Origin of the sequence: Thioclava nitratireducens (assembly GCF_001940525.2) — a bacterium.
Classification (GTDB): Bacteria; Pseudomonadota; Alphaproteobacteria; order Rhodobacterales; family Rhodobacteraceae; genus Thioclava; species Thioclava nitratireducens.
Genome location: NZ_CP019437.1, coordinates 3,463,693 through 3,483,122 on the forward strand (window position 1 = coordinate 3,463,693; position 19,430 = coordinate 3,483,122).

Sequence of the window (19,430 nt, forward strand, 5' to 3'; positions counted from 1 at the left end):
GCCAAGCCGCCGAGGGCCCGTCAAAGACGCAGAATCGCGTGGGGAAAAGGCAAGCTTTACACAACCTTAGCGGGAAAACTGTCGCGGAAGGCTAAACATCCTCCATGTTTTTCCTGCCATTGTTTTCACATGCCCGGCAAATATCGACAAACTCTCGCCAATTTGGGTTCAATCTGGGCAAACTGCGGGCAGATGGTGCTCGGGTCGGAAGGATCACGAGCACCTATGTTATTCCGCTGCCCGATCAGGAGAGTCTCTGAAGATGAAGACCATTGCAATCACCGCCGCCGCGCTGCTCACCGGTATGGCATTCGCTGGCGCCGCCCAGGCCGGTACGAGCTGCTACACCGGCCCGGTGGGGCGCGATCACGTCAACAACAAGACCGTCTGCGGCCCGACCCGCAAGCAACAGATTCATATCGATTGCTTCCGTGGCCCTTGGCGCGAGACGATCTGGGATCACCCGCAGGGCAGCTTCGTCGATGACCTTGTGGCGTTCGGCTACGATTACGGCGATGCGAACGGCCTCGCGACGCAAATCTGCAGAAACGAGAGCCTCGTGGGCAACCCGGAAGGTCTGCGCAAAGAGCTTCTGAAAGCGATCGCGAACGATCCGCCCGGCCCGAACTGATCGGCGAAGGCTTCCAAAAAGAAAGGGCCGCGGATGACGCGGCCTTTTCAATTGATGCAGTGACGCGTTGCGCGCTCAGATCAACTCGCCCGCCAGCGAATTTGGCGCCGTACCGGTGATCCGCACCTTCGCCAGGACGCCGGGACCGAGCCCCTCGCCCGAGACATGGACCGCCTGCAGGTAATCGGATTTGCCGACCCACTGGCCGTCCAGACGACCGGGCTTCTCGAAGAGCACGTTCACTTCGCGCCCGATCATGCTCTCCTGACAGGCCCGCTGTTGCGAGGTCAGAAGCGCCTGAAGCTCTTGCAGCCGCGCGTCCGCGACCTCGGCAGGCACCGCGCCTTTCGCGCCAGCCGCGGGCGTGCCCGGGCGCGGCGAGTATTTGAACGAATAGGCCATGCCGTAATTGACCTCCCGGATCAGCGACATCGTGTCCTCGAAATCCTGATCGGTCTCGCCGGGGAAGCCCACGATGAAATCGCCCGAGATCACGATGTCGGGGCGCGCGGCGCGGATACGCTCGATCAGGCGGATATAGCTCTCCGCCGTATGCTTGCGGTTCATCGCCTTGAGGATCTTGTCCGATCCAGATTGCACCGGCAGATGAAGATAGGGCATCAGCTTCGGCTCGTCGCCATGGGCCGCGATGAGATCGTCTTCCATGTCATTCGGGTGCGAAGTGGTGTAGCGGATACGCTCCAGCCCGTCGATCTTGGCGAGCGACCGGGCGAGCCGCGCGAGCGACCAGTCACCGCCCTCTCCCTCGCCGTGATAGGCATTGACGTTCTGACCCAAGAGCGTGATCTCGCGCACGCCTTTCTCGACCAGCGCCTGCGCTTCCCGCAGGATTTTCTCTGCAGGGCGCGAAACTTCGGCCCCCCGCGTATAGGGCACCACGCAGAAGGCGCAGAATTTGTCGCAACCTTCCTGCACGGTCAGAAACGCAGTCGGGCGCGCCTGCACGGGGCGCGCGGGCAGATGGTCGAACTTGTCTTCCAGCGGAAACTCGGTCTCGACGGGGCGCGCGCCATTGTCGGTGCGGGCGACCAGTTCGGGCAGCTTGTGATAGCTTTGCGAGCCCACGACCAGATCCACCAGATCCGAGCGCCGCAAAATCTCGTCGCCCTCGGCCTGCGCGACGCAGCCCGCGACACCGATCTTCAGGTCGGGCTTGGCCTCCTTGAACGGACGCAGGCGCCCCAGATCGGAATAGACCTTCTCGGCCGCTTTCTCGCGGATATGGCAGGTGTTGAGCAGCACCATATCCGCTGCGCCCACATCGTCGGTCAGCTCATAGCCCTTGGCGCCCATCGCCTCGGCCATTCGCTCGCTGTCATAGACGTTCATCTGACAGCCATAGGTTTTGATATGCAGCTTTTTCGGAGCGTCGCTCATGCCAATCCTCGCGCGTCTTTCCAGCGGGCCTGATACAGCCAAACCGCCCTTTCCCGCAAGGTCGCGCATGGCGCGGGACGTAAAGGCTTGATTTCATGCGGGCCTTCCCCGATCCTGCGCCCGAAGACCCCGCGAAAGGGCTAAATCGGGCATGAAATATTCCTCGCTGATCGATTTCCTCACCCGTCAGAGCGCAGCGCTATCCAAAGGTCCGGTCGGCGTGATCCTAGCCGAGGACGGGGTCGAGTTGGAGAGCACGATCCGCCACCATATCGACCTCGGCTTCCCGGTGTTGCTGGTTCTGGGCCATGCCGCGATGGATCTGCCGGACGATCTGGCCGCCGACAGCCCGACGAAAATCCACCGCATCGATTTCGAGTTGAACCGCCGCGACGCAGCCCCTCTCGCGATCAACCCGATCATCGCTGCAGTACCCGGGGGCACCTGGCTCTATTACTGCTTCAACGCGGAATACCTGTTCTTCCCCTTCTGCGAGAGCCGCACGATCGGCGAGGTGCTGAGCTTCCACACCGAAGAACGCCGCGCCTCGATGCTGAGCTATGTGATCGACCTCTATACCGGCGATCTGGAGGCGCATCCGAACGGCGTCGATACCGAGAACGCGATGTTCGACAAGGCGGGCTATTACGCGCTCGCCCGGCTCGATCCCGAAAACCACGACCACCCGAAGGAGCGGCAGCTCGATTTCTTCGGGGGGCTGCGCTGGCGTTTTGAGGAGCACGTCCCCGCCGAGCGCCGCAAGATCGACCGGATCGCCCTGTTCCGCGCCAAACCCGGCCTGAAGCTGCGCCCCGATCACACGTTCAACGACGAGGAATACAACACCTATTCCTGCCCATGGCACCATAACCTGACCTGTGCGACCGCCTCGTTCCGGGTGGCGAAGGCGCTGAAGTTCAATCCCGGCTCGACCTATGACGTGCACAGCTTCACTTGGGTCAATTCCGAGCGCTTCAACTGGTCGAGTCAGCAACTCATGGATCTGGGTCTGATCGAACCAGGCCAGTGGTTCTGATCCGCCCCTCAAACTGATTCCGAACGGTTCCCCCGTTATCTCTGCGCGGGCGCAGAGCACCCTGCGCAATTCCCTAGTAAAAGAATCATCTTTACAATTCTGATAATTTCACTCAGGTTATTTCCATCAGCCAGTCGATCCCCGACGAGCCGCATATCGCGAGATGGAGACCGGAGATGAAACGCCCCTCTTCCCCCGGCCCCCGATACCGGGCCGACACGCATGTTGATACCGACCCGCCGCTGAGCCTGCGCGACATCGTCGAGGCGCTGTGCAGCGGTTTCCCCCCGGGCCAAAGCGCGCTCGAAGCGACGCTCGACCGGATCGAGGGAGGCCAGAGATGAGCATCAATGAAAGCTTCGCCAACGCCCTGCCCGTCCATGACGCGGAGGTGCTGACCGGCAAGGGCAACCTCGCCCATATCGTGCTGGACGGTCAGGTCTATACGCTGCGCATCACCAAGGCGGGCAAGCTGATCCTGACCAAATGAGCGCAACACTGCGCGCCCCGCACATCCCGAACGTCTGAAGCCGCCCGATCGTCCGTCGGGCGGTTTTTTTCGTCTCGAAGACGCGTATCACAGTGATCTTGGGGAAAATGGAGCGGGTGATGGGAATCGAACCCACGTCTTCAGCTTGGAAGGCTGCGGCTCTACCATTGAGCTACACCCGCACTCTGGCCTCTCCTTAGCGGTCCACGCCGCGCCATTCAAGCGGGATTGGCAAACGGTTCGCGTAAACCCGCCCCGGAGGCGCGGTTCGAGTTCACCTCTTGGCCCACGCGCCACGCCTGCAGGATGCCCTCGGGCCTGGGCTGCATCAGTGTCGCCGCGCCATGGCCCTCCTCGCCCAGCCATTTCGCCCAGTCGGCTTCTTCGAGGACCAGCGGCTCGCGGTGATGGATCGGGGCGAGCGTCGGGCCTGCCGGCACCGTCACGATGGCGCAGGTCGTCAGCAACTCGCCGCCCTTCTCCCAGTCCTGCCAGAGCCCGCCGAACACCATCGGCGCCCCGTCCCTGCGCGAAACGTAGAAAGGCAGCTTCGCCTCCCCCTCGCGATGCCATTCATAGAAGCCATCCGCCGGGATCAGGCAGCGCCGCGACCGGATCGCCGCCCGGAAGGCGGGCTTCTCCGCCACCGTCTCCGAGCGCGCATTGATCAGCAATGGCCCGTCGGTCGGCGTCTTGTACCAATGCGGGATGAAGCCCCAGCGCATCGCCCGCAACTGCCGCTGCTCCTCACCGGAGACGCAGACCGGCAGGCTCTGGGTCGGGCAGATGTTGAACCGCTCGCCATCGGGCACGTCATTGCCGGGCACCGCCTTGAACAGACGCGCCATCGCATCGACAGGAAGAGTGTTGGCCATACGTCCGCACATGGCACAAAGCTATGCCGCCACGCGCGCGGCACAAGCCCCACGCTTGACCGGACGGCGCGTTTTCGGGCAAGGGAAAGCCATGTTGATTTACAAAATCCTCCGTCGCCCCGAATGGGATGCATTTCGCGAAGCCGGGCACACGCTCGGCGCTCCGATCGACCTCGCGGACGGCTATATCCATTTCTCCACCGCCGATCAGGTCGTCGAAACGGCTGCGAAACATTTCGCGGGCGAATCCGATCTGGTGCTGGTCGCCTTCGACTCCACCGCGATGGGCGCCGATCTGAAGTGGGAACCTTCGCGCCGCGATCAGCTCTTCCCGCATCTTTACCGCCCGCTGAATCTCAGCGAAGTCGTCTGGGACCACGCCCTGCCCCTGGGCGCTGCGGGCCATATCTTCCCGAAGGAAATGTCGTGACCACCCTGATCGAGCGTGCGGGCCTCGCGGTTTTTCACAAGATCGACCCGGAAAAGGCGCATTGGCTGTCGCTGCGCGCGCTGCGAATGGGACTCGCACCCCTGCCCGGCCCAATCACTTCGCCCCGGCTGAAGACCGATCTGGCGGGGATGTCGCTTCTGAACCCGGTGGGCCTTGCGGCCGGCTTCGACAAGAACGCCGAGGCCGTGCCGCAGCTGATGCGCGCGGGCTTCGGCTTCATCGAAGTCGGCGCCGCGACGCCGCGCGCGCAGGAAGGCAACCTGCCTCCGCGCCTCTGGCGGCTGCCCGCCGACCGCGCCGCGATCAATCGCTTCGGCTTCAACAATCAGGGCATGGAGCCGATCACAGAGCGGCTGGCAAAGCGCCCGCAGGGCATTCCGGTAGGCCTCAATCTCGGCGCCAACAAGGACGCCGCCGACCGCGCGAAAGATTTTGCGACCGTTCTGGCCCATGCCGGCCCGCATATCGATTTCGCAACGGTCAACGTCTCCTCGCCCAACACCGAGAAGCTGCGCGACCTGCAGGGCAAAGCCGCGCTGGCGGCTCTGCTGGCAGGCGTGATCGAGACCCGCGACGGCCTCGCGCGGCGTATCCCGGTATTCCTGAAAATCGCCCCCGATCTGAGCGCCGAGGAACTGGCCGAGATCGCCGAGGTCGCGCTGGAAAGCGGGATCGACGGGATCATCGCGACCAATACGACGCTTTCGCGCGAGGGGCTGACCTCGCCCAACCCCTCCGATCAGGGCGGCATGTCCGGCGCACCGTTGTTTGAGAAATCGACCCGCGTTCTGGCCCAGCTCTCGCGGCATACTGCGGGCGCCCTGCCGCTGATCGGTGTTGGCGGCGTGGGCTCTGCCGAGCAGGCCTACGAGAAAATCCGCGCGGGCGCCTCGGCGGTGCAGCTCTACACCGCGATGGTGTTCTCCGGCCTCTCGCTCGCTGCAGATATCGCACGCGGCCTCGACGCCCTTCTGGAACGCGACGGCTTCGCCAGCGTTTCCGAGGCGATCGGCACCGGGAGAGACAAATGGCTGTAACGATCTGGCACAATCCGCGCTGCTCGAAATCGCGCGAGACGCTGAAACTTCTCGAAGCGCGCGGGATCGCGCCTGAGGTGCGCGACTACCAGAAAGAGCCGCCGACCATGGTCGAACTGCAGGACGCGCTGATGAAACTCGGCCAGCCCGCCTCCGCCCTGATCCGCTGGAAGGATACCGACCTCTCCAAGGAGGCCGGCGAAAACGAAATCCTCTCGGCGCTCACCGCCAACCCGAAGCTGATCGAGCGCCCCTTGGTGCTGACCGAGACTGCGGCCCGCATCGGCCGCCCGCCGGAAACCGTTCTCGAGATTCTCTGACATCAGGGGCGCGGCCGCACTTCGCCTTGGCCCAAATATCCCGGGGGATCTCCGGAGGAGATGGGGGCAGAGCCCCCTACCCGTTCAGATCCTTGAGCAGCCGCCCGTGCTTGCGCAGCTCCGCCACCAATTCGCCGAACGTCCGCAACCCCCGCGCCTGCAGCGCCGGCAGCATCTTCAGGAAAGCATCCGCCGTCGCGACCGTATCGCCGATCGCGGTGTGGCGTGCCTCCTCGGGGATGGTGATGCCAAGCCTGTGGGTCAGCGCGTCGAGCGTGTGGCTCTCCGACTGCCCGAACACCACCGCCGACAGCAGCACCGTGTCGAGGATCGGATGATCGAACCGCTCTCCGATCGCGCCTTCCTTGCGATGCAGGAATTCCATGTCGAAGGGCGCGTTATGCGCGATCAGCACCGCGCCCTCGGCGAAACGATGGAAGTCGCGCCCCACCTTGGCAATGTCGGGCGCGCCTTCGACCATCGCATTCGAGATGCCATGCACCTCGGTCGAGCCGGGCGGAATCGGGCGTTTGGGATCGACGAGCGTGTCGAAGACCTCGGTATCGATCCGCCGCCCGTTGACGATGCGCACAGCGGCGATCTGGACGATCTCATCGCCCTCGGTGGGCAGCAGGCCGGTCGTCTCGGTGTCGAACACGACATATGTCAGATCGGTCAGTGGCGTGTCGGCGATCTCGGCGACGCGCTCGCGCGCAAGCAGGTCGAAATCGTAGACCACCGCGCGCGGCACCGGCTTCGGGCGTTTGGTGACATGGCGCGCCTCGCGGAGCGGGATACACAGGCGCGCACGCGTGTCGCCCAGCTTCTCGGGCCAGATTTCGGCGGCATGGGTGGTGAGCACCCGGTGCCCGGTCACATCTTCCAGCCCGGTGTCGAGCGGTTCGGCAAGCCAGCGCTCCAGCTCTCCGATCGGAAGCGGAGCGCCTTCCCATTCCAGCGCGATCAGCGCGCCGGGACCGTCCTCTGTAATCTCCAGCCGGAAGTCGCGCCGGTCGGTCAGGCGACGCACCAGACCCGCCAGAAGCGCGACCATCTCGAACCCCTCGCAGCGCAGCATCAGTGCGGCCGTGACCGGGAGGATCGCTCCCCCTTCGGCGGCTACCCGCGCGGCCACCGCCTGCCCCAGATCGGAGGCGCGGATCATCGCGAGCGGCCACCAATCGGCGCGGTTCGCCTCGTGGCGCTCGAAAAATTCGTGGATCGCGGCGGAGAGGTGATGCGCCTCGGAATTGGCGGCCTCGCGAACCCGGTCCCGCTCCGAACCCGGAGCGGGCCCGTCGTCGGCGGTCAGGACCCCGATCAGCGATTGCAGCGCGGCGGCCGGGCGGCGGATGCGGTCGAACAGCTCATCCATCAACTGCTCGCGCTGCGCATGAGCGGCCATGTCGCCCGAGACGTCGCGCAGCGTCAGCACGTAGCCCGGGCGCTTCGAGACGTAGTGATCCTCACCCTCCGACAGCAGCCGCATCCGGGCGGCGAGCACGCGCCCCTCCGCCTTGGTCGAACACAGCAGATCCGAGGCCGCATCGGGGTCTTCCGTCGCAAGAAGACGCTCATAGGCATGGGCGATGGGCGGCTGGTTGAGGTAATCGAAAACGCGCCGATCGAGCCCCGGCGCATGGGCCGAGCCCAAGAGCTCCACCGCCTGCCCGTTATAGAAGGCCAGCTGATGATCGGCGGTGCAGAGCAAAACGCCCACCGGCACATCCGACAGGAGCGCCTCGAGCCGCTCCTTCTCCTGCGCGAGCCGCGTCGTCTCGCGCTGAACGGCTTCGGTCAGGGCGTTGCGGGTCTCCGACAGGTGACGCGTGACGGAGGCCGCGGCGGGAGCCAGATCGCCCAGATGGCGCGCGATATCGACATCCATCTCGCCCTCGATCTCGGCGGTGGTGCGGGCGCGCAGCATCCCCGAGAGCCGCTCGATCGGTTTGGCCACGTTCTCGTCGAACAGAAACCAGATCCAGGCGATCAGCCCAAGGATCGCGAAGCCCGCGACCGTGCCGCCGATCACCATAGCGTTCAGCAAATCGGGATCGCCAAGCCGGGTGAAGCCGAACCACAACCCCGCCACCAGCGCCGCGAGATTGCCGAGCGCGAGCGCGGCGAAGAACAGGAACACCCGGGTGCGCAGGGAGAGCCGGGTGAGATCCATCAGGCCGTCTCCCCGTCGAGAATGCGGTGGACCTCCTCGCGCAATTCGCGCAGTTCGAAGGGTTTGGCGATGAACCCGTCAGCTCCGAGCGCGAGCCCCTTGCGGCGCTCCATCGCGGAGCCGCGCGCGGTCATCATCAGGATTTTCACATCGCCGAGGCCCTTGTCGGCGCGCACGCCTTCACAGATCTCGTAGCCCGACACTTCGGGCAGCATCACGTCGAGAAGGACCAGATCGGGGCGGGTCTCGCGGATCTTCTCCAGCGCGCCGCGCCCGGTGTCGATCCGGTCATGCTCGTAGCCCTCGCGACTCATCAGGTAGTCGAGCGCGATCGCGATATTGTCCTCGTCCTCCACGATCAGGACGCGATGTTTCCTCCCCCCCGGCATGGTTTCATCCTCCTGCGCATACCGCTTTCAGCCCCGGGTCGTCGGGCGTGAGCTTCAGCCAACCGCCGCCCGAAAGCTCTCCGTCTTTCGACAGCGTGGCTCCGTTCACCAGATCGGCGCGGCTGTCGGTCTTGCAGTCATAGACCGTCGGCACGGTCTGCAAATTCTGCCAGCGTCCGATCAGCAGCAGATCGGTCTCGACCAGTTCCGGCTTGCCCACGACAGGATGTTCCACCTTGCCGCCATCAACCGCCATGAAACGCGTGACCATCGGCACAAGGTAGGTCCAGGGCCGCCACGGCACGCTTTCGTCGATCTTCTGCAGCACGACGACCGTGTCGGGCATCTCGGAGCGCATTTCGGGAAACCACGAATATTCGCTCCAGATCGTATAGCCGATCAGCGCCGCGCCAATTGCTGCCGGCATCACCCATTTCGGCAGCTTCTCGCCGCGGATCCGCTTGCTCAGATGCGACAGCAGAAAGACCACGAGGGCGGCCAGCAGGCCCGCGGCGATGGTCGAGATGAAATCGTTCGTCATAAGCTCTCCTCAGCTCATCGCGCCTTTGCCGTGACCGGCGGCCGATTGCATGGTGCGCACCACCACGAAGGCATCGCGCAGATGCGAGCGTTCGAAATCGGACAGGTCCGACGGCGCAAGATAATTGTCGGGCTTGCGCCCCGAGCGCGCGAGATGCGCCTGGTTCTCCAGTCGCATCGATGCGATCAGGTCATAGGCCTCGACCAGATCGCGCGCACCGGAATGGCTCAGCACGCCTGCATGTTCCGCCTCGATCAGGCGCGCGCGGGTGTTCACCTCCGGCAGGCGGCCCTGCAGCGCGTAGATGCGCGCCAGATCGGTCACTGGCACCACGCCGTTATGCTTCATGTCGATATGATTGCGATGCTCGCCCGAGCGGATCGTGGCGAAACCCCGGATCAGGCCCAGCGGCGGGTGATGCTTGAGGCTGTTGGCGATCATATGCGCCACGAAGATCGAGTTCTTCGCCGCCTTCGCCAAGGTTTCTTCCTGCAACTGCTGGAACAGCCCCGCCCCGTTGCCGCCGATCGCGCGCAGGTCGAACATCACCGAGGCCAGCATCTGCGCCTCGGGGTTCGGCTTGGCGATCCAGCCGTTGAAATAGTCCCGCCAGACCCGGACCGGCTGACACCAGCGCGGGTTCGTCGCCATCATGTCGCCCGGGCAATAGACGTAACCGCAGGCGTCCAGACCATCCGAGACGATCTTCGCGAACTGGCGGAAATACTCCATATCAGCCTGGGTCACCGCATCGTCGAGGATCAGGCAGTTGTCCTGATCGGAGACGCCTGTCTGCTCCTGTCGGCCCTGCGAGCCGCAGGCCATCCAGAGATAGGGCACAGGCGGCGGCCCCAGCGTCTCTTCGGCCATCTTCAGCAGCCGGCGCGTGACTGCATCGGCGATATCGGTGATCAGCCGCGTGATGACCTCATGGGCGTGATGCCCGCCCACGAGCTGCACCAGAAGCTGCGGAATGCGCGCAGTGACGGCGGCCATTTCCGGGACGGTCTCGGCGCCCGCCACATCGCGGATCAGCACGGCCGAACTTACGGCCTGAAAGCGGGTCAGATCGGTCTGGGTGATCATGCCCACGAAGCGCCCGCGATCGGTGATCGGCAGGTGCCCGACGCGCTTTTCCAGCATGACATGCAGAAGGTCCGTCCCCAGCCCGTCGGGCGTCAGCGTCACCGGATCGGGCGTCATCACCTCGCCTACCGGCGTGTCGGGTGCGCGGCCCTCGGCCAGAACCTTGTTCGACAGGTCGCGCACGGTGACGATCCCAAGCAGCGAGCCATTCGCATCGGTCACGCCCAGAGAGGAGATATGTGCGTCGCGCATCTGCCGCGCGGCCTCGGTCACGGTGGTCTCGGGCGCGCAGCCCATCGGCTCCTGCGCCAGCAGATCAGCGATCTTCATCGTCGCGATGGAGTTGGTGCGGCTCTCGCCGCCGCGCACCCGGTTGAAGAACCGCGCGAAGGCGGGGGTGTTCTGCGACAGCTCCCGGAATTCGTCGACTGGCAGTTCCAGCAGCACGGTCTCGGCGGTCGTGCGCGCGGTGGTCGCGGCGAGCCCGTCGCGCATCAGTCCGCGCTCACCGAATGTGTTGCGCGCACCGAGGATCGAGACCAGTGCCCCGTTCTGGTCGGTCACTTCGACCGATCCGCGCTTGATCAGATAGATGCCCTTGAGCGGCTCGCGATAGGAATAGACGGTCTGCCCGGCGGGCAACTCCCTGCGACGGAAGGAACTGGCGACACGCTCCAGCTCGTTGCGCGGCAGATTGTCGTAAGGGTGGACGCCTTCGAGAAATGCGAGGATCGGGGTCAGATCGGCGGCCATGATCTTTTCCTTCGGGAAGTGGCGGCGCCCCCCCGGGGCGCCTGCCGGATTTTCGAGGGGCGGGACGAGGGCTCCCCCGTCCCGCGCCGCTGTCTCAGTGGTCGACTGCCGCACCGGCGCCTTTCGGCACACGGATCGACTCGACGAGCTCCTGGATATCTTCCGGGGTCTCTTTCGTCGCGTTCGAGACGAAGTAGGCGACGATGAAGTTCAGGACCGCACCGATCACGCCGAAGGACGTCGACTTGATCGAGAGGATCATCGGGTTCGCATCCGAGAACATGTTGGTGTCCGGGATGAAGAACCAGCCCTTGTGCAGGAAGATGTAGACCAGCGTGGTAATCAGGCCGGTCAGCATGCCCGCGACGGCACCGGTGTTGTTGATGCGCTTCGTGAAGATGCCCATCATCAGTGCCGGGAAGATCGACGACGCCGCCAGGCCGAAGGCCAGAGCCACCGTCTGCGCAGCGAAGCCGGGCGGGTTCAGACCCAGATAGGTCGCGATCGCGATCGCAACGGCCATCGAGATACGGGCGGCCAGAAGCTCGCCTTTTTCCGAGATGCCCGGGTTGATCTGCGACTTGATCAGGTCATGCGAGACCGCCGACGAGATCGCCATCAGAAGGCCCGCAGCGGTCGACAGAGCCGCAGCCAGACCACCGGCCGCCACCAGCGCGATCACCCAACCCGGCAGGTTGGCGATCTCGGGGTTGGCGAGGGTGATGATGTCGCGGTTCACGGTCAGTTCGTTGGTGTCGCCCGCATTGTACTCGATGCGACCGTCGCCGTTCTTGTCGTCGAAGGACAGAAGACCGGTCGCGGCCCAGTTGCGCACCCACGACAGGTTCTGATCGTTCTCGATCGCGGTCATCTCCACCGCCGGCTCGTTCACGCCATTGGGGTAGAAGGTCGAGATCAGGTTCAGACGCGCCATCGCACCCACAGCCGGAGCGGTGAGATAGAGCAGCGCGATGAACACCAGCGCCCAACCCGCCGAGGAGCGCGCGTCGGCGACCTTCGGAACGGTGAAGAAGCGCACGATGACGTGGGGCAGACCGGCGGTGCCGACCATCAGCGTCATGGTGAACAGGAACATGTTGAGCATCGTGTCATGCTGGCCGGTATAGGACGCGAAGCCCAGATCGGAGACCAGACCGTTCAGCGTCGACAGGATCGGCTCGCCGGTGTTCACGTCGTTCGAGAACAGGCCCAGGCCCGGGATCGGGTTGCCGGTCAGCTGCAGCGAGATGAAGATCGCCGGGATCGTGTAGGCGATGATCAGCACGACGTACTGAGCCACCTGCGTGTAGGTGATGCCCTTCATGCCGCCCAGAACCGCGTAGAGGAACACGATCGCCGCGCCGATGAAGAGGCCGGTGGTGTTGTCGACTTCGAGGAAGCGCGAGAACGCGACGCCCACGCCGGTCATCTGACCGATAACGTAGGTGATCGACGCCACGATAAGGCAGACCACGGCCACGGTGCGCGCGGTTTGCGAGTAGAAACGGTCGCCGATGAATTCCGGCACTGTGAACTTGCCGAACTTGCGCAGGTAAGGCGCAAGCAGCATGGCCAGCAGCACGTAGCCGCCAGTCCAGCCCATCAGGTAGGCCGAGGTGTCGTAGCCGCCAAAGGCGATGATGCCCGCCATCGAGATGAACGACGCGGCCGACATCCAGTCAGCGCCCGTAGCCATGCCGTTGACGACCGGGTGAACGCCGCGACCGGCGGCGTAGAATTCCGACGTGGAACCCGCACGGGCCCAGATCGCGATGCCGATGTAGAGCACGAACGTCGCGCCAACCACCAGCAGGTTGAGGGTAAACTGATCCATATCCCTCTCTCCTCCCTGAGATTACTCTTCGACGCCGTGCTCGCGGTCCAGTTTGTTCATCCGCCACGCATAGGTGAAGATGAGCACCAGGAACACGAGGATCGAGCCTTGCTGGGCGAACCAGAAGCCGAGATCAGTGCCGCCAATCTTGATGCCTGCCAGCATCGGGCGCAGCAGGATGCCGAAGCCGAAGGACACGATGAACCAGATCACCAGAGAGATCTGGATGGTCCGGATATTCGCCTTCCAATAGGCGTTGGACGAGGATTTGTCCGCCATGAGACTAACTCCCTTTAGTTTCTCTCCAGACGGGCCCCTCATGGGCCCGCCCCTCCCCAAAAATCAGGCCGAGACGCGCTCTACGATCGACCCAAGGCCCGAGGCGATCTCGTCGATGGAGCCCATCGCGTCGATTTCCTCGAGAACACCGAGCGCCTTGTAATGGGCGATCAGCGGTGCCGTTTGCGCGTGATAGGCCTCCAACCTGGCGCGCGCCGTCTCGGCATTGTCGTCGGCCCGGCGCTTGAATTCCGTGCCGCCGCATTTGTCGCAAACGCCCGCGACCGCGGGCTGTTTGAACTCGTCGTGATACCCCTCGCCGCATTTGGCGCAGGTGTAGCGGCCGGCGACGCGGGCGATCATCGCCTCGTCGTCGACCTCCAGGCTGATCGCCGCGGTCACCGACTGGCCGTTCTCCTCCAGAAGCCTGTCGAGCGCCGCAGCCTGCCCGGCGGTGCGCGGGAACCCGTCGAGGATCACCCCTTTAGCAACGTCCGGTTCCGCCATGCGATCTTGCAGGATCGCCAGAACGATCTCGTCCGAGACGAGACCGCCCTCCTCCATCACCGCTTTCGCGGCGAGGCCCGCCTCGGTGCCCTGCGACACCGCGGCCCGCAGAAGATCGCCCGTCGAGAGCTGCACGAGGCCGAACCTCTCTTCGAGCATCCGCGCCTGCGTGCCCTTGCCCGCGCCCGGCGGGCCGAGAAGGATCAGAACCGCAGGCTTGGTCCGCGTCATGGTCGTGCTGTCGGCCATCACTTGTTCCCGCGATTTTCGATCAACTCATCGACGACCGACGGGTCGGCCAGCGTCGAGGTGTCACCCAGGCTGCCGAAATCGTTCTCGGCGATCTTGCGCAGGATGCGGCGCATGATCTTGCCCGAACGGGTCTTCGGGAGGCCCGGCGCCCATTGGATGATGTCCGGTTTCGCGATCGGACCGATCTCGGTGCGGACCCACTTCTCGAGCTCCTTGCGCAGCTCGTCGGAAGGTTCGACATCGTTCATCAGCGTGACATAGGCGTAGATGCCCTGCCCTTTCAGCTCGTGCGGGTAGCCCACCACGGCAGCCTCGGCCACGGCCTGGTGCGCGACCAGCGCGGACTCGACTTCCGCCGTGCCCATGCGGTGGCCCGAGACGTTGATCACGTCGTCGACGCGGCCGGTGATCCAGTAGTAACCGTCGCTGTCGCGGCGGCAACCGTCACCGGTGAAGTAATAGCCTTTGTACTGGCTGAAATAGGTTTCCTGGAAGCGCTCGTGATCGCCCCAGATGGTGCGCATCTGGCCCGGCCAGCTGTCCGAGATGCAGAGCACGCCTTCGGTCTCGGTTTCGTCCTGCTTCACCGCAGTCTGCGGGTCGAGCACGACCGGCTTCACGCCGAAGAACGGACGGGTCGCCGAGCCGGGCTTGGTGGGCGTCGCGCCCGGAAGCGGGGTCAGCATGTGACCGCCGGTCTCGGTCTGCCAGAACGTGTCGACGATCGGGCATTTGCCCTTTCCGACATACTTGTCGTACCAGGCCCAGGCCTCGGGGTTGATCGGCTCGCCGACCGAGCCCAGCACCTTGAGAGCGGACAGATCGTATTTCTCGACCCATTCCGGCCCCTGCCCCATCAGCGAGCGGATCGCGGTGGGCGCGGTGTAGAACTGGTTGACCTTGTGTTTCTCGCACACGGCCCAGAAACGGCCCGCGTCCGGATAGGTCGGCACGCCTTCGAACATGACGGTCGTCGCACCATTCGCGAGCGGCCCGTAGACAATGTAGCTGTGACCGGTGACCCAGCCGACATCCGCGGTGCACCAGAACACGTCGCCGTCGTGATAGTCGAACGTGTATTGATGCGTCATCGCGGCATAGACCATGTAGCCGCCGGTCGTGTGCACGACGCCCTTCGGCTTGCCGGTCGAGCCCGAGGTGTAGAGGATGAAAAGCGGATCTTCCGCGTTCATCGGACGCGCCGGACAATCGGGCGAGACGTTCTCCATCATCGCCTTCACGTCGACATCGCGCCCGTCGATCCAGGTGGTCTGGTCGCCGGTATGCTTCACCACGAGGCAGCGCACCTTGTCCGAGCAGTGCAGCAGCGCGGCGTCGGCATTGGCCTTGAGCGGCGTGCGGCGACCACCGCGCGGCGCGGTGTCGGCGGTGATCACGACTTTCGCGCCCGAGTCATTGATGCGGTTCGCCAGCGCGTCGGGCGAGAAGCCCGCGAAGACGATCGAGTGGATCGCGCCGATGCGCGCGCAGGCGAGCATCGCGTAAGCCGCTTCGGGGATCATCGGCAGGTAGATCACGACGCGGTCGCCGCGCATCACGCCCTGGCTCGAAAGCACATTGGCGAAGCGGTTCACCTTCTCGGAAAGCTCCTTGTAGGTGATGTGCTGCGCCGGGGTTTCCGGATCGTCAGGCTCGAAGATGATCGCGGTCTGGTCGCCGCGCGTCGCAAGGTGGCGGTCGATGCAGTTCACGCTGGCGTTCAACACGCCGTCCTCGAACCACTTGATATCGACATGGCCGAAGGTGAAATCGGTGTTCTTCACCTTGGTATACGGCGTGATCCAGTCGAGGCGCTTGCCCTCGCGGCCCCAGAACTTCTCCGGGTCGGTGATCGATTCCTTGTACATCTCGCGATATTTCGCAGCGTCGGCATGGGCGTTCTCGAAGCCCGGCGGGACCTCTTTGACCTCTGGAACCTGAGTCACCTTGTCTTGCGCAGTCATGAGTTTCCTCCCAGCAATTTCGCCTTGCGGCACGGCGTGTCCGCATGTCGCCCGCGTCATGGTGCAGGCCCTCTACCCCGCGCCACTGTAACTCAAAGGTTAAGATTCATGTAACCCCCTTTATACGCTGAATTTTTTTGTAAACTTTTTGACACCGATTGCGCTAACGCTGTAAATGCACGGAAATGAGGCAGAAAATAGTCACGCTTAATCAAGCGCTTGCCTGTAGCGTTTCATGCGCGCGGAGCCCGCATCTGAAAATCGACCTCATGGTTAAAAGCGGGCGGCAACCAAGAAGAGGGAACATGGCACCCACGGGGTGATTCGGTACGCAATCTGTCGTCACGTCACCCTAAGGCCGACGACGTCGATTGCGGACGGCGCGGCTGAGTCCTAGCATTAGGACGTCCGCGAGGAGTCGCCCATGCCGCAACCAACTCCAACGACCGACCCAATTCGCCCGACGGATGACGAGGCCCGCGCCTTGGCGCAACGCCTGATCCGCGAGGCCCGGTTCGGGGCGCTCGGCACGCTCGACCCGGATACGGGCGCGCCGGTCGTGACCCGCGTCGCCCTCGGGCCCGGCCCTCAGGGGGAACTGTTAATCTTCGTATCCAGCCTCGCGGCGCATACGACAGCCCTTCTGCGGGATCGCCGCGCGGGTCTGCTGTTGGGAGAGCCCGGCCCGAAAGGCGATCCGCTCACCCATCCGCGCCTCTCGCTGCAGGTCGAAGCCCATGCCGTCGAACGCGACAACCCCGCCTTCCCGACGATGCGCGACCGCTGGCTCGCCGATCATCCGAAATCGAAGCTTTATATCGACCTGCCCGATTTCTTTTTCTTCGATCTCCGCCCGACCTCGGCCAGCCTCAATGGCGGCTTCGGCCGCGCTTTTCGCCTGATGCCTGCGGACCTGACATGAAAACGGCGCGCAAGACTTTCATCCCACGCGCCGCATCGCCAATCCGTCCGCCCCGGCCCGGATCGGCACAGCCCAAGCACCCCGTCAGATCGGGTTATCCATCCGCAGCGTGACTTGCAGCCGCCCCTTCGCCGCCTCCGGCCAGTTCACCGTGATCTGGTTCTTGGCCGCGCCCTGCTCCACCGCGACATAGGGCATTGCGTCGATCCGCGCGCCCGAGCTATCTCGCACCATCCCCTCGGCGATCAGGCCTTGAACATTGCGCGCCCAGCCCGCGAAGGGCAGGTACTCGCTCGCATCCGCCGTCCAGACCGTTTGCGCAGCCGACTGGTTCACCTCGACCATCACCGGGTTCTGCGATATCTCTTTGATCCCGTTGAACATATTCCCTTCGAACACCACATTACGCACCCGCGAGCGGTCGATATCGGCAAAGCTCGTATCGATTTTCTCGATCCGGTCGACACTGCCGTTGAGCGACTTGAACACGTTGTTCGTCACGCTCAGCCCTTGGATGAAATGCCCCGGCCCATAGGGCTTTATCGAGAGCCACGTGAACCAAGGCGCGACGTTGATGCACACGCAGGTATTGCCCGTCACGGTCAGCCCGCCAAAGCTGTACTCGCTCGCGAAATCCGGCTCGGCATCGTGTTCATTCGTCCATTCGATGACCGAGTTATCGATGTAATTTCCGGTCACCGCCGATTGCACATTGGTCTGCGTGAAAACGAGCCCCGCAACGCGCACGCCGCTGGTTTCCTCGTCGCCCTGAAACCAGTGATTACCGACGATCAGATGCCCAGAGCCATTCAGCACGAAGGCCGTTCCGAAGCGCACGAAGCGTGAGTCGCGGATCTTGCTGTCATTGGCGTTGACGTTCAGCACCATCGACTTGCGATCCTGCGCGGGCACCAGCATCTCGTCCGACAGGAACTGACAGCCATCGATCAGCAGGTCCTGGCACCCGCGCCCGATTGAGGTGATCGCGCGATCCTTGGGCCGCACCACATAGCTGTCGCGGATCTGGAACATCTGCCCGTCGGGCGCCAGCATGATGCAGCTCGCCGCGCCATTGCAGAGGAATTCCACATTGGCGATGTTGAACCGGTCCAGCTTCTCCATCCCGGAGAAATCCAGCACATATTGGTGACGTGTGAAGGTATAGGTCCGCGTCCCAGATCCGCCATAAAGCGGCTGCGAGAGATACAGCGTCTGCGCGCCGTTATTCTTCGACCTCACATAGACTTCGCGCCCGACGCCGGTGCCGGTGATCCGCGCGCCAACGGGAATATTGGCGATATTGGCGACCGAGGTCAGCTGCATCGACTGGCTCACCGAATAGGTCGCCTGCGACGTCACCACATCATCGTCCCAACCAGATCCCGCGATCACGTTGATCTGCCCATTCTGCAGAACCCGGCGGTTCGAAAAGCTCGACAGGTCCGGCGCGATCTCCTCGATGCGGATCGGTTCGGTCACCTCGACGCGACGCCCTTTCAGATCCAGCACGTTATGATCGGTATATCCGAACAGCGCCTGCAGCGCCTTCTTGAACCCAGCCAGCTCATCGCCGAACGCCGCCGCATAGGTCGGGAAGTCGAAAGACGACATCAGCGCCAGCTTCGCCGCCACCGGCATTACCAGCGTGCCCACGAACTCTACCGGCGACGAGATCGAGATCGAGCTGCCCAGATAATAATTCCCCTCCGAGACGAGGACCTTGCGCCCGTTCGCCGCCTGATCGGCCGCATTGAAGGCCGCGACGTTGTCCGTGACGCCATCCCCGACCGCGCCGTAATCCTTCACATCGACCCAGCCCATCAGCTCGCGCAGGAAGGCCTCGGTCACATCCTCGATCTCGATATCGTCGATGCGCACGACCCCGCCAGTCGCGCCCGTCAGGTCCAGCCCGAAATGCCCGTAAATCGCATCCAGCCCCCACGACATATCGACACCGTCGCGCGAGCCGGTGCCCACGATCGCAGAAACCTCGACCACCTCACCATAGCTTTGCAGCGCCACCGTCGGCCCCACCTCGACCACGCCGCTCACGTGGCTACCCGATCCCGTCACCGCATAGCCTGCAATCCTCACCTCAGGCAGGTTGCCGCTCACCGCCTTCACCCGCGCCCGGATGCGCAGATAGGCGCCCGGCAGGATCGGCGTGTCGCCCATGTAGCGCAGTTTCTGCACCGTCTGCATCTTGAGCATTTCCAGACAACCGCCGAAATCCGCATCCGCCGGAACCAGCACGGCATTGCCCGAGCTCTCATAGGTCGTGGAGCCCGGCGTGCCATCTTCACTCGACCATTGATCCAGCCCTTCGGCGAATGCGGGCGGGGTCAGCACCAGCCCTTCGGTAATCGCGACGTTCATCTGCAATCCTCTCGTCCATTTTCCACCCGCGCGCGCCCCGCGCATCGCTCCATGCGCCTTGGAACCCGCCGAAAGCGCCCGCGCTTCGGCCCGAAAAGAGCTAGAAGGAAAGATTA

Annotated in this window: 19 protein-coding genes and 1 tRNA gene; 8 read left to right on the forward strand and 12 right to left on the reverse strand. The window is 63.9% G+C overall.

The window, feature by feature from the left end; all coding sequences use genetic code 11:
• The first annotated feature begins 262 nt into the window (after positions 1-262).
• Positions 263-631, forward strand: coding sequence for a hypothetical protein (locus tag BMG03_RS16510; RefSeq protein ID WP_075774072.1), 369 nt, complete (start codon positions 263-265; stop codon positions 629-631).
• A 75-nt stretch (positions 632-706) separates the two neighbouring features.
• Here the strand turns inward: BMG03_RS16510 and miaB are convergent, their stop codons facing one another.
• Positions 707-2,029: a tRNA (N6-isopentenyl adenosine(37)-C2)-methylthiotransferase MiaB gene (miaB, locus tag BMG03_RS16515; RefSeq protein ID WP_075774071.1), complete on the reverse strand. Its 1,323-nt coding sequence runs from the start codon at positions 2,027-2,029 to the stop codon at positions 707-709.
• A gap of 151 nt (positions 2,030-2,180) precedes the next feature.
• On the opposite strand from miaB, the gene BMG03_RS16520 reads away from it, so the two are divergent.
• The 3 genes from BMG03_RS16520 (at position 2,181) to hemP (ending at position 3,555) form a co-directional block, all read left to right on the forward strand.
• On the forward strand, positions 2,181-3,065 hold the full coding sequence (locus BMG03_RS16520; RefSeq protein ID WP_075774070.1) for a glycosyltransferase family 2 protein: 885 nt from the start codon (positions 2,181-2,183) through the stop codon (positions 3,063-3,065).
• 176 nt (positions 3,066-3,241) lie between these two features.
• Complete coding sequence (locus BMG03_RS20805; RefSeq protein WP_157771603.1) at positions 3,242-3,409, forward strand: hypothetical protein; 168 nt, start codon at positions 3,242-3,244, stop codon at positions 3,407-3,409.
• A complete protein-coding gene (gene hemP / locus BMG03_RS16525; RefSeq protein WP_075774069.1) occupies positions 3,406-3,555 on the forward strand; it encodes a hemin uptake protein HemP in 150 nt (49 codons plus the stop codon). Before BMG03_RS20805 ends, hemP begins: the two co-directional genes overlap by 4 nt.
• A 108-nt stretch (positions 3,556-3,663) precedes the next feature.
• Here hemP and BMG03_RS16530 read toward each other — a convergent pair.
• Together BMG03_RS16530 and BMG03_RS16535 are read right to left on the reverse strand one after the other, a co-directional pair.
• Positions 3,664-3,737: transfer RNA gene (locus BMG03_RS16530), tRNA-Gly, on the reverse strand.
• Between the two features lie 36 nt (positions 3,738-3,773).
• Positions 3,774-4,442, reverse strand: coding sequence for an SOS response-associated peptidase (locus BMG03_RS16535; protein ID WP_075774068.1), 669 nt, complete (start codon positions 4,440-4,442; stop codon positions 3,774-3,776).
• A 79-nt stretch (positions 4,443-4,521) separates the two neighbouring features.
• On the opposite strand from BMG03_RS16535, the gene BMG03_RS16540 reads away from it, so the two are divergent.
• Genes BMG03_RS16540 through arsC form a run of 3 tightly spaced genes read left to right on the forward strand, consistent with a single transcriptional unit; the run spans position 4,522 to position 6,238 of the window.
• Positions 4,522-4,860 (forward strand): DUF952 domain-containing protein, encoded by a 339-nt coding sequence (locus tag BMG03_RS16540; protein WP_075774067.1) that lies wholly within the window; start codon positions 4,522-4,524, stop codon positions 4,858-4,860.
• 5 nt (positions 4,861-4,865) lie between these two features.
• Entirely contained in the window at positions 4,866-5,918 is a 1,053-nt protein-coding gene (locus BMG03_RS16545) for a quinone-dependent dihydroorotate dehydrogenase (RefSeq protein WP_075774326.1), read from the forward strand.
• Positions 5,909-6,238, forward strand: coding sequence for an arsenate reductase (glutaredoxin) (gene arsC, locus BMG03_RS16550; RefSeq protein ID WP_075774066.1), 330 nt, complete (start codon positions 5,909-5,911; stop codon positions 6,236-6,238). The genes BMG03_RS16545 and arsC overlap by 10 nt, the downstream gene beginning before the upstream one ends.
• 76 nt (positions 6,239-6,314) lie before the next feature.
• Here the strand turns inward: arsC and BMG03_RS16555 are convergent, their stop codons facing one another.
• From BMG03_RS16555 to acs, 8 genes are all read right to left on the reverse strand, one after another.
• The gene (locus BMG03_RS16555; RefSeq protein WP_075774065.1) at positions 6,315-8,411 is read right to left on the reverse strand and encodes a 3'-5' exonuclease; all 2,097 of its coding nucleotides are present in this window, start codon (positions 8,409-8,411) and stop codon (positions 6,315-6,317) included.
• Complete coding sequence (locus BMG03_RS16560) at positions 8,411-8,800, reverse strand: response regulator transcription factor (protein WP_075774064.1); 390 nt, start codon at positions 8,798-8,800, stop codon at positions 8,411-8,413. Before BMG03_RS16560 ends, BMG03_RS16555 begins: the two co-directional genes overlap by 1 nt.
• A 4-nt stretch (positions 8,801-8,804) precedes the next feature.
• Positions 8,805-9,341, reverse strand: coding sequence for a hypothetical protein (locus BMG03_RS16565; protein ID WP_075774063.1), 537 nt, complete (start codon positions 9,339-9,341; stop codon positions 8,805-8,807).
• A gap of 9 nt (positions 9,342-9,350) precedes the next feature.
• Complete coding sequence (locus BMG03_RS16570) at positions 9,351-11,180, reverse strand: DUF294 nucleotidyltransferase-like domain-containing protein (RefSeq protein WP_075774062.1); 1,830 nt, start codon at positions 11,178-11,180, stop codon at positions 9,351-9,353.
• A 94-nt stretch (positions 11,181-11,274) separates the two neighbouring features.
• Entirely contained in the window at positions 11,275-13,014 is a 1,740-nt protein-coding gene (locus tag BMG03_RS16575) for a sodium:solute symporter family protein (protein ID WP_075774061.1), read from the reverse strand.
• Positions 13,015-13,035: 21 nt separating this feature from the next.
• Positions 13,036-13,293, reverse strand: coding sequence for a DUF4212 domain-containing protein (locus BMG03_RS16580; RefSeq protein ID WP_075774060.1), 258 nt, complete (start codon positions 13,291-13,293; stop codon positions 13,036-13,038).
• A gap of 63 nt (positions 13,294-13,356) precedes the next feature.
• Positions 13,357-14,049, reverse strand: coding sequence for an adenylate kinase (locus tag BMG03_RS16585; protein WP_075774059.1), 693 nt, complete (start codon positions 14,047-14,049; stop codon positions 13,357-13,359).
• Positions 14,049-16,016 carry an acetate--CoA ligase gene (acs, locus tag BMG03_RS16590; RefSeq protein WP_077701305.1) on the reverse strand — a complete coding sequence of 656 codons (1,968 nt, stop codon included), beginning with the start codon at positions 16,014-16,016 and terminating at the stop codon, positions 14,049-14,051. The genes BMG03_RS16585 and acs overlap by 1 nt, the downstream gene beginning before the upstream one ends.
• A gap of 424 nt (positions 16,017-16,440) precedes the next feature.
• Here acs and BMG03_RS16595 point away from each other — a divergent pair, with 424 nt between their 5' ends.
• On the forward strand, positions 16,441-16,938 hold the full coding sequence (locus tag BMG03_RS16595; RefSeq protein ID WP_075774058.1) for a HugZ family pyridoxamine 5'-phosphate oxidase: 498 nt from the start codon (positions 16,441-16,443) through the stop codon (positions 16,936-16,938).
• 84 nt (positions 16,939-17,022) lie between these two features.
• Here BMG03_RS16595 and BMG03_RS16600 read toward each other — a convergent pair whose 3' ends face one another.
• A complete protein-coding gene (locus BMG03_RS16600) occupies positions 17,023-19,314 on the reverse strand; it encodes a glycosyl hydrolase family 28-related protein (RefSeq protein WP_075774057.1) in 2,292 nt (763 codons plus the stop codon).
• Between the last annotated feature and the right edge of the window lie 116 nt (positions 19,315-19,430).

Bases quoted from the DNA above. Each gene is read 5' to 3' on its own strand.
- BMG03_RS16510 (WP_075774072.1), top strand. From the start codon at position 263: ATGAAGACCATTGCAATCACCGCCGCCGCGCTGCTCACCGGTATGGCA.
- miaB (WP_075774071.1), bottom strand. From the start codon at position 2,029: ATGAGCGACGCTCCGAAAAAGCTGCATATCAAAACCTATGGCTGTCAG.
- BMG03_RS16520 (WP_075774070.1), top strand. From the start codon at position 2,181: ATGAAATATTCCTCGCTGATCGATTTCCTCACCCGTCAGAGCGCAGCG.
- BMG03_RS20805 (WP_157771603.1), top strand. From the start codon at position 3,242: ATGAAACGCCCCTCTTCCCCCGGCCCCCGATACCGGGCCGACACGCAT.
- hemP (WP_075774069.1), top strand. From the start codon at position 3,406: ATGAGCATCAATGAAAGCTTCGCCAACGCCCTGCCCGTCCATGACGCG.
- BMG03_RS16535 (WP_075774068.1), bottom strand. From the start codon at position 4,442: ATGTGCGGACGTATGGCCAACACTCTTCCTGTCGATGCGATGGCGCGT.
- BMG03_RS16540 (WP_075774067.1), top strand. From the start codon at position 4,522: ATGTTGATTTACAAAATCCTCCGTCGCCCCGAATGGGATGCATTTCGC.
- arsC (WP_075774066.1), top strand. From the start codon at position 5,909: ATGGCTGTAACGATCTGGCACAATCCGCGCTGCTCGAAATCGCGCGAG.
- BMG03_RS16555 (WP_075774065.1), bottom strand. From the start codon at position 8,411: ATGGATCTCACCCGGCTCTCCCTGCGCACCCGGGTGTTCCTGTTCTTC.
- BMG03_RS16560 (WP_075774064.1), bottom strand. From the start codon at position 8,800: ATGCCGGGGGGGAGGAAACATCGCGTCCTGATCGTGGAGGACGAGGAC.
- BMG03_RS16565 (WP_075774063.1), bottom strand. From the start codon at position 9,341: ATGACGAACGATTTCATCTCGACCATCGCCGCGGGCCTGCTGGCCGCC.
- BMG03_RS16570 (WP_075774062.1), bottom strand. From the start codon at position 11,180: ATGGCCGCCGATCTGACCCCGATCCTCGCATTTCTCGAAGGCGTCCAC.
- BMG03_RS16575 (WP_075774061.1), bottom strand. From the start codon at position 13,014: ATGGATCAGTTTACCCTCAACCTGCTGGTGGTTGGCGCGACGTTCGTG.
- BMG03_RS16580 (WP_075774060.1), bottom strand. From the start codon at position 13,293: ATGGCGGACAAATCCTCGTCCAACGCCTATTGGAAGGCGAATATCCGG.
- BMG03_RS16585 (WP_075774059.1), bottom strand. From the start codon at position 14,049: ATGGCCGACAGCACGACCATGACGCGGACCAAGCCTGCGGTTCTGATC.
- acs (WP_077701305.1), bottom strand. From the start codon at position 16,016: ATGACTGCGCAAGACAAGGTGACTCAGGTTCCAGAGGTCAAAGAGGTC.
- BMG03_RS16595 (WP_075774058.1), top strand. From the start codon at position 16,441: ATGCCGCAACCAACTCCAACGACCGACCCAATTCGCCCGACGGATGAC.
- BMG03_RS16600 (WP_075774057.1), bottom strand. From the start codon at position 19,314: ATGAACGTCGCGATTACCGAAGGGCTGGTGCTGACCCCGCCCGCATTC.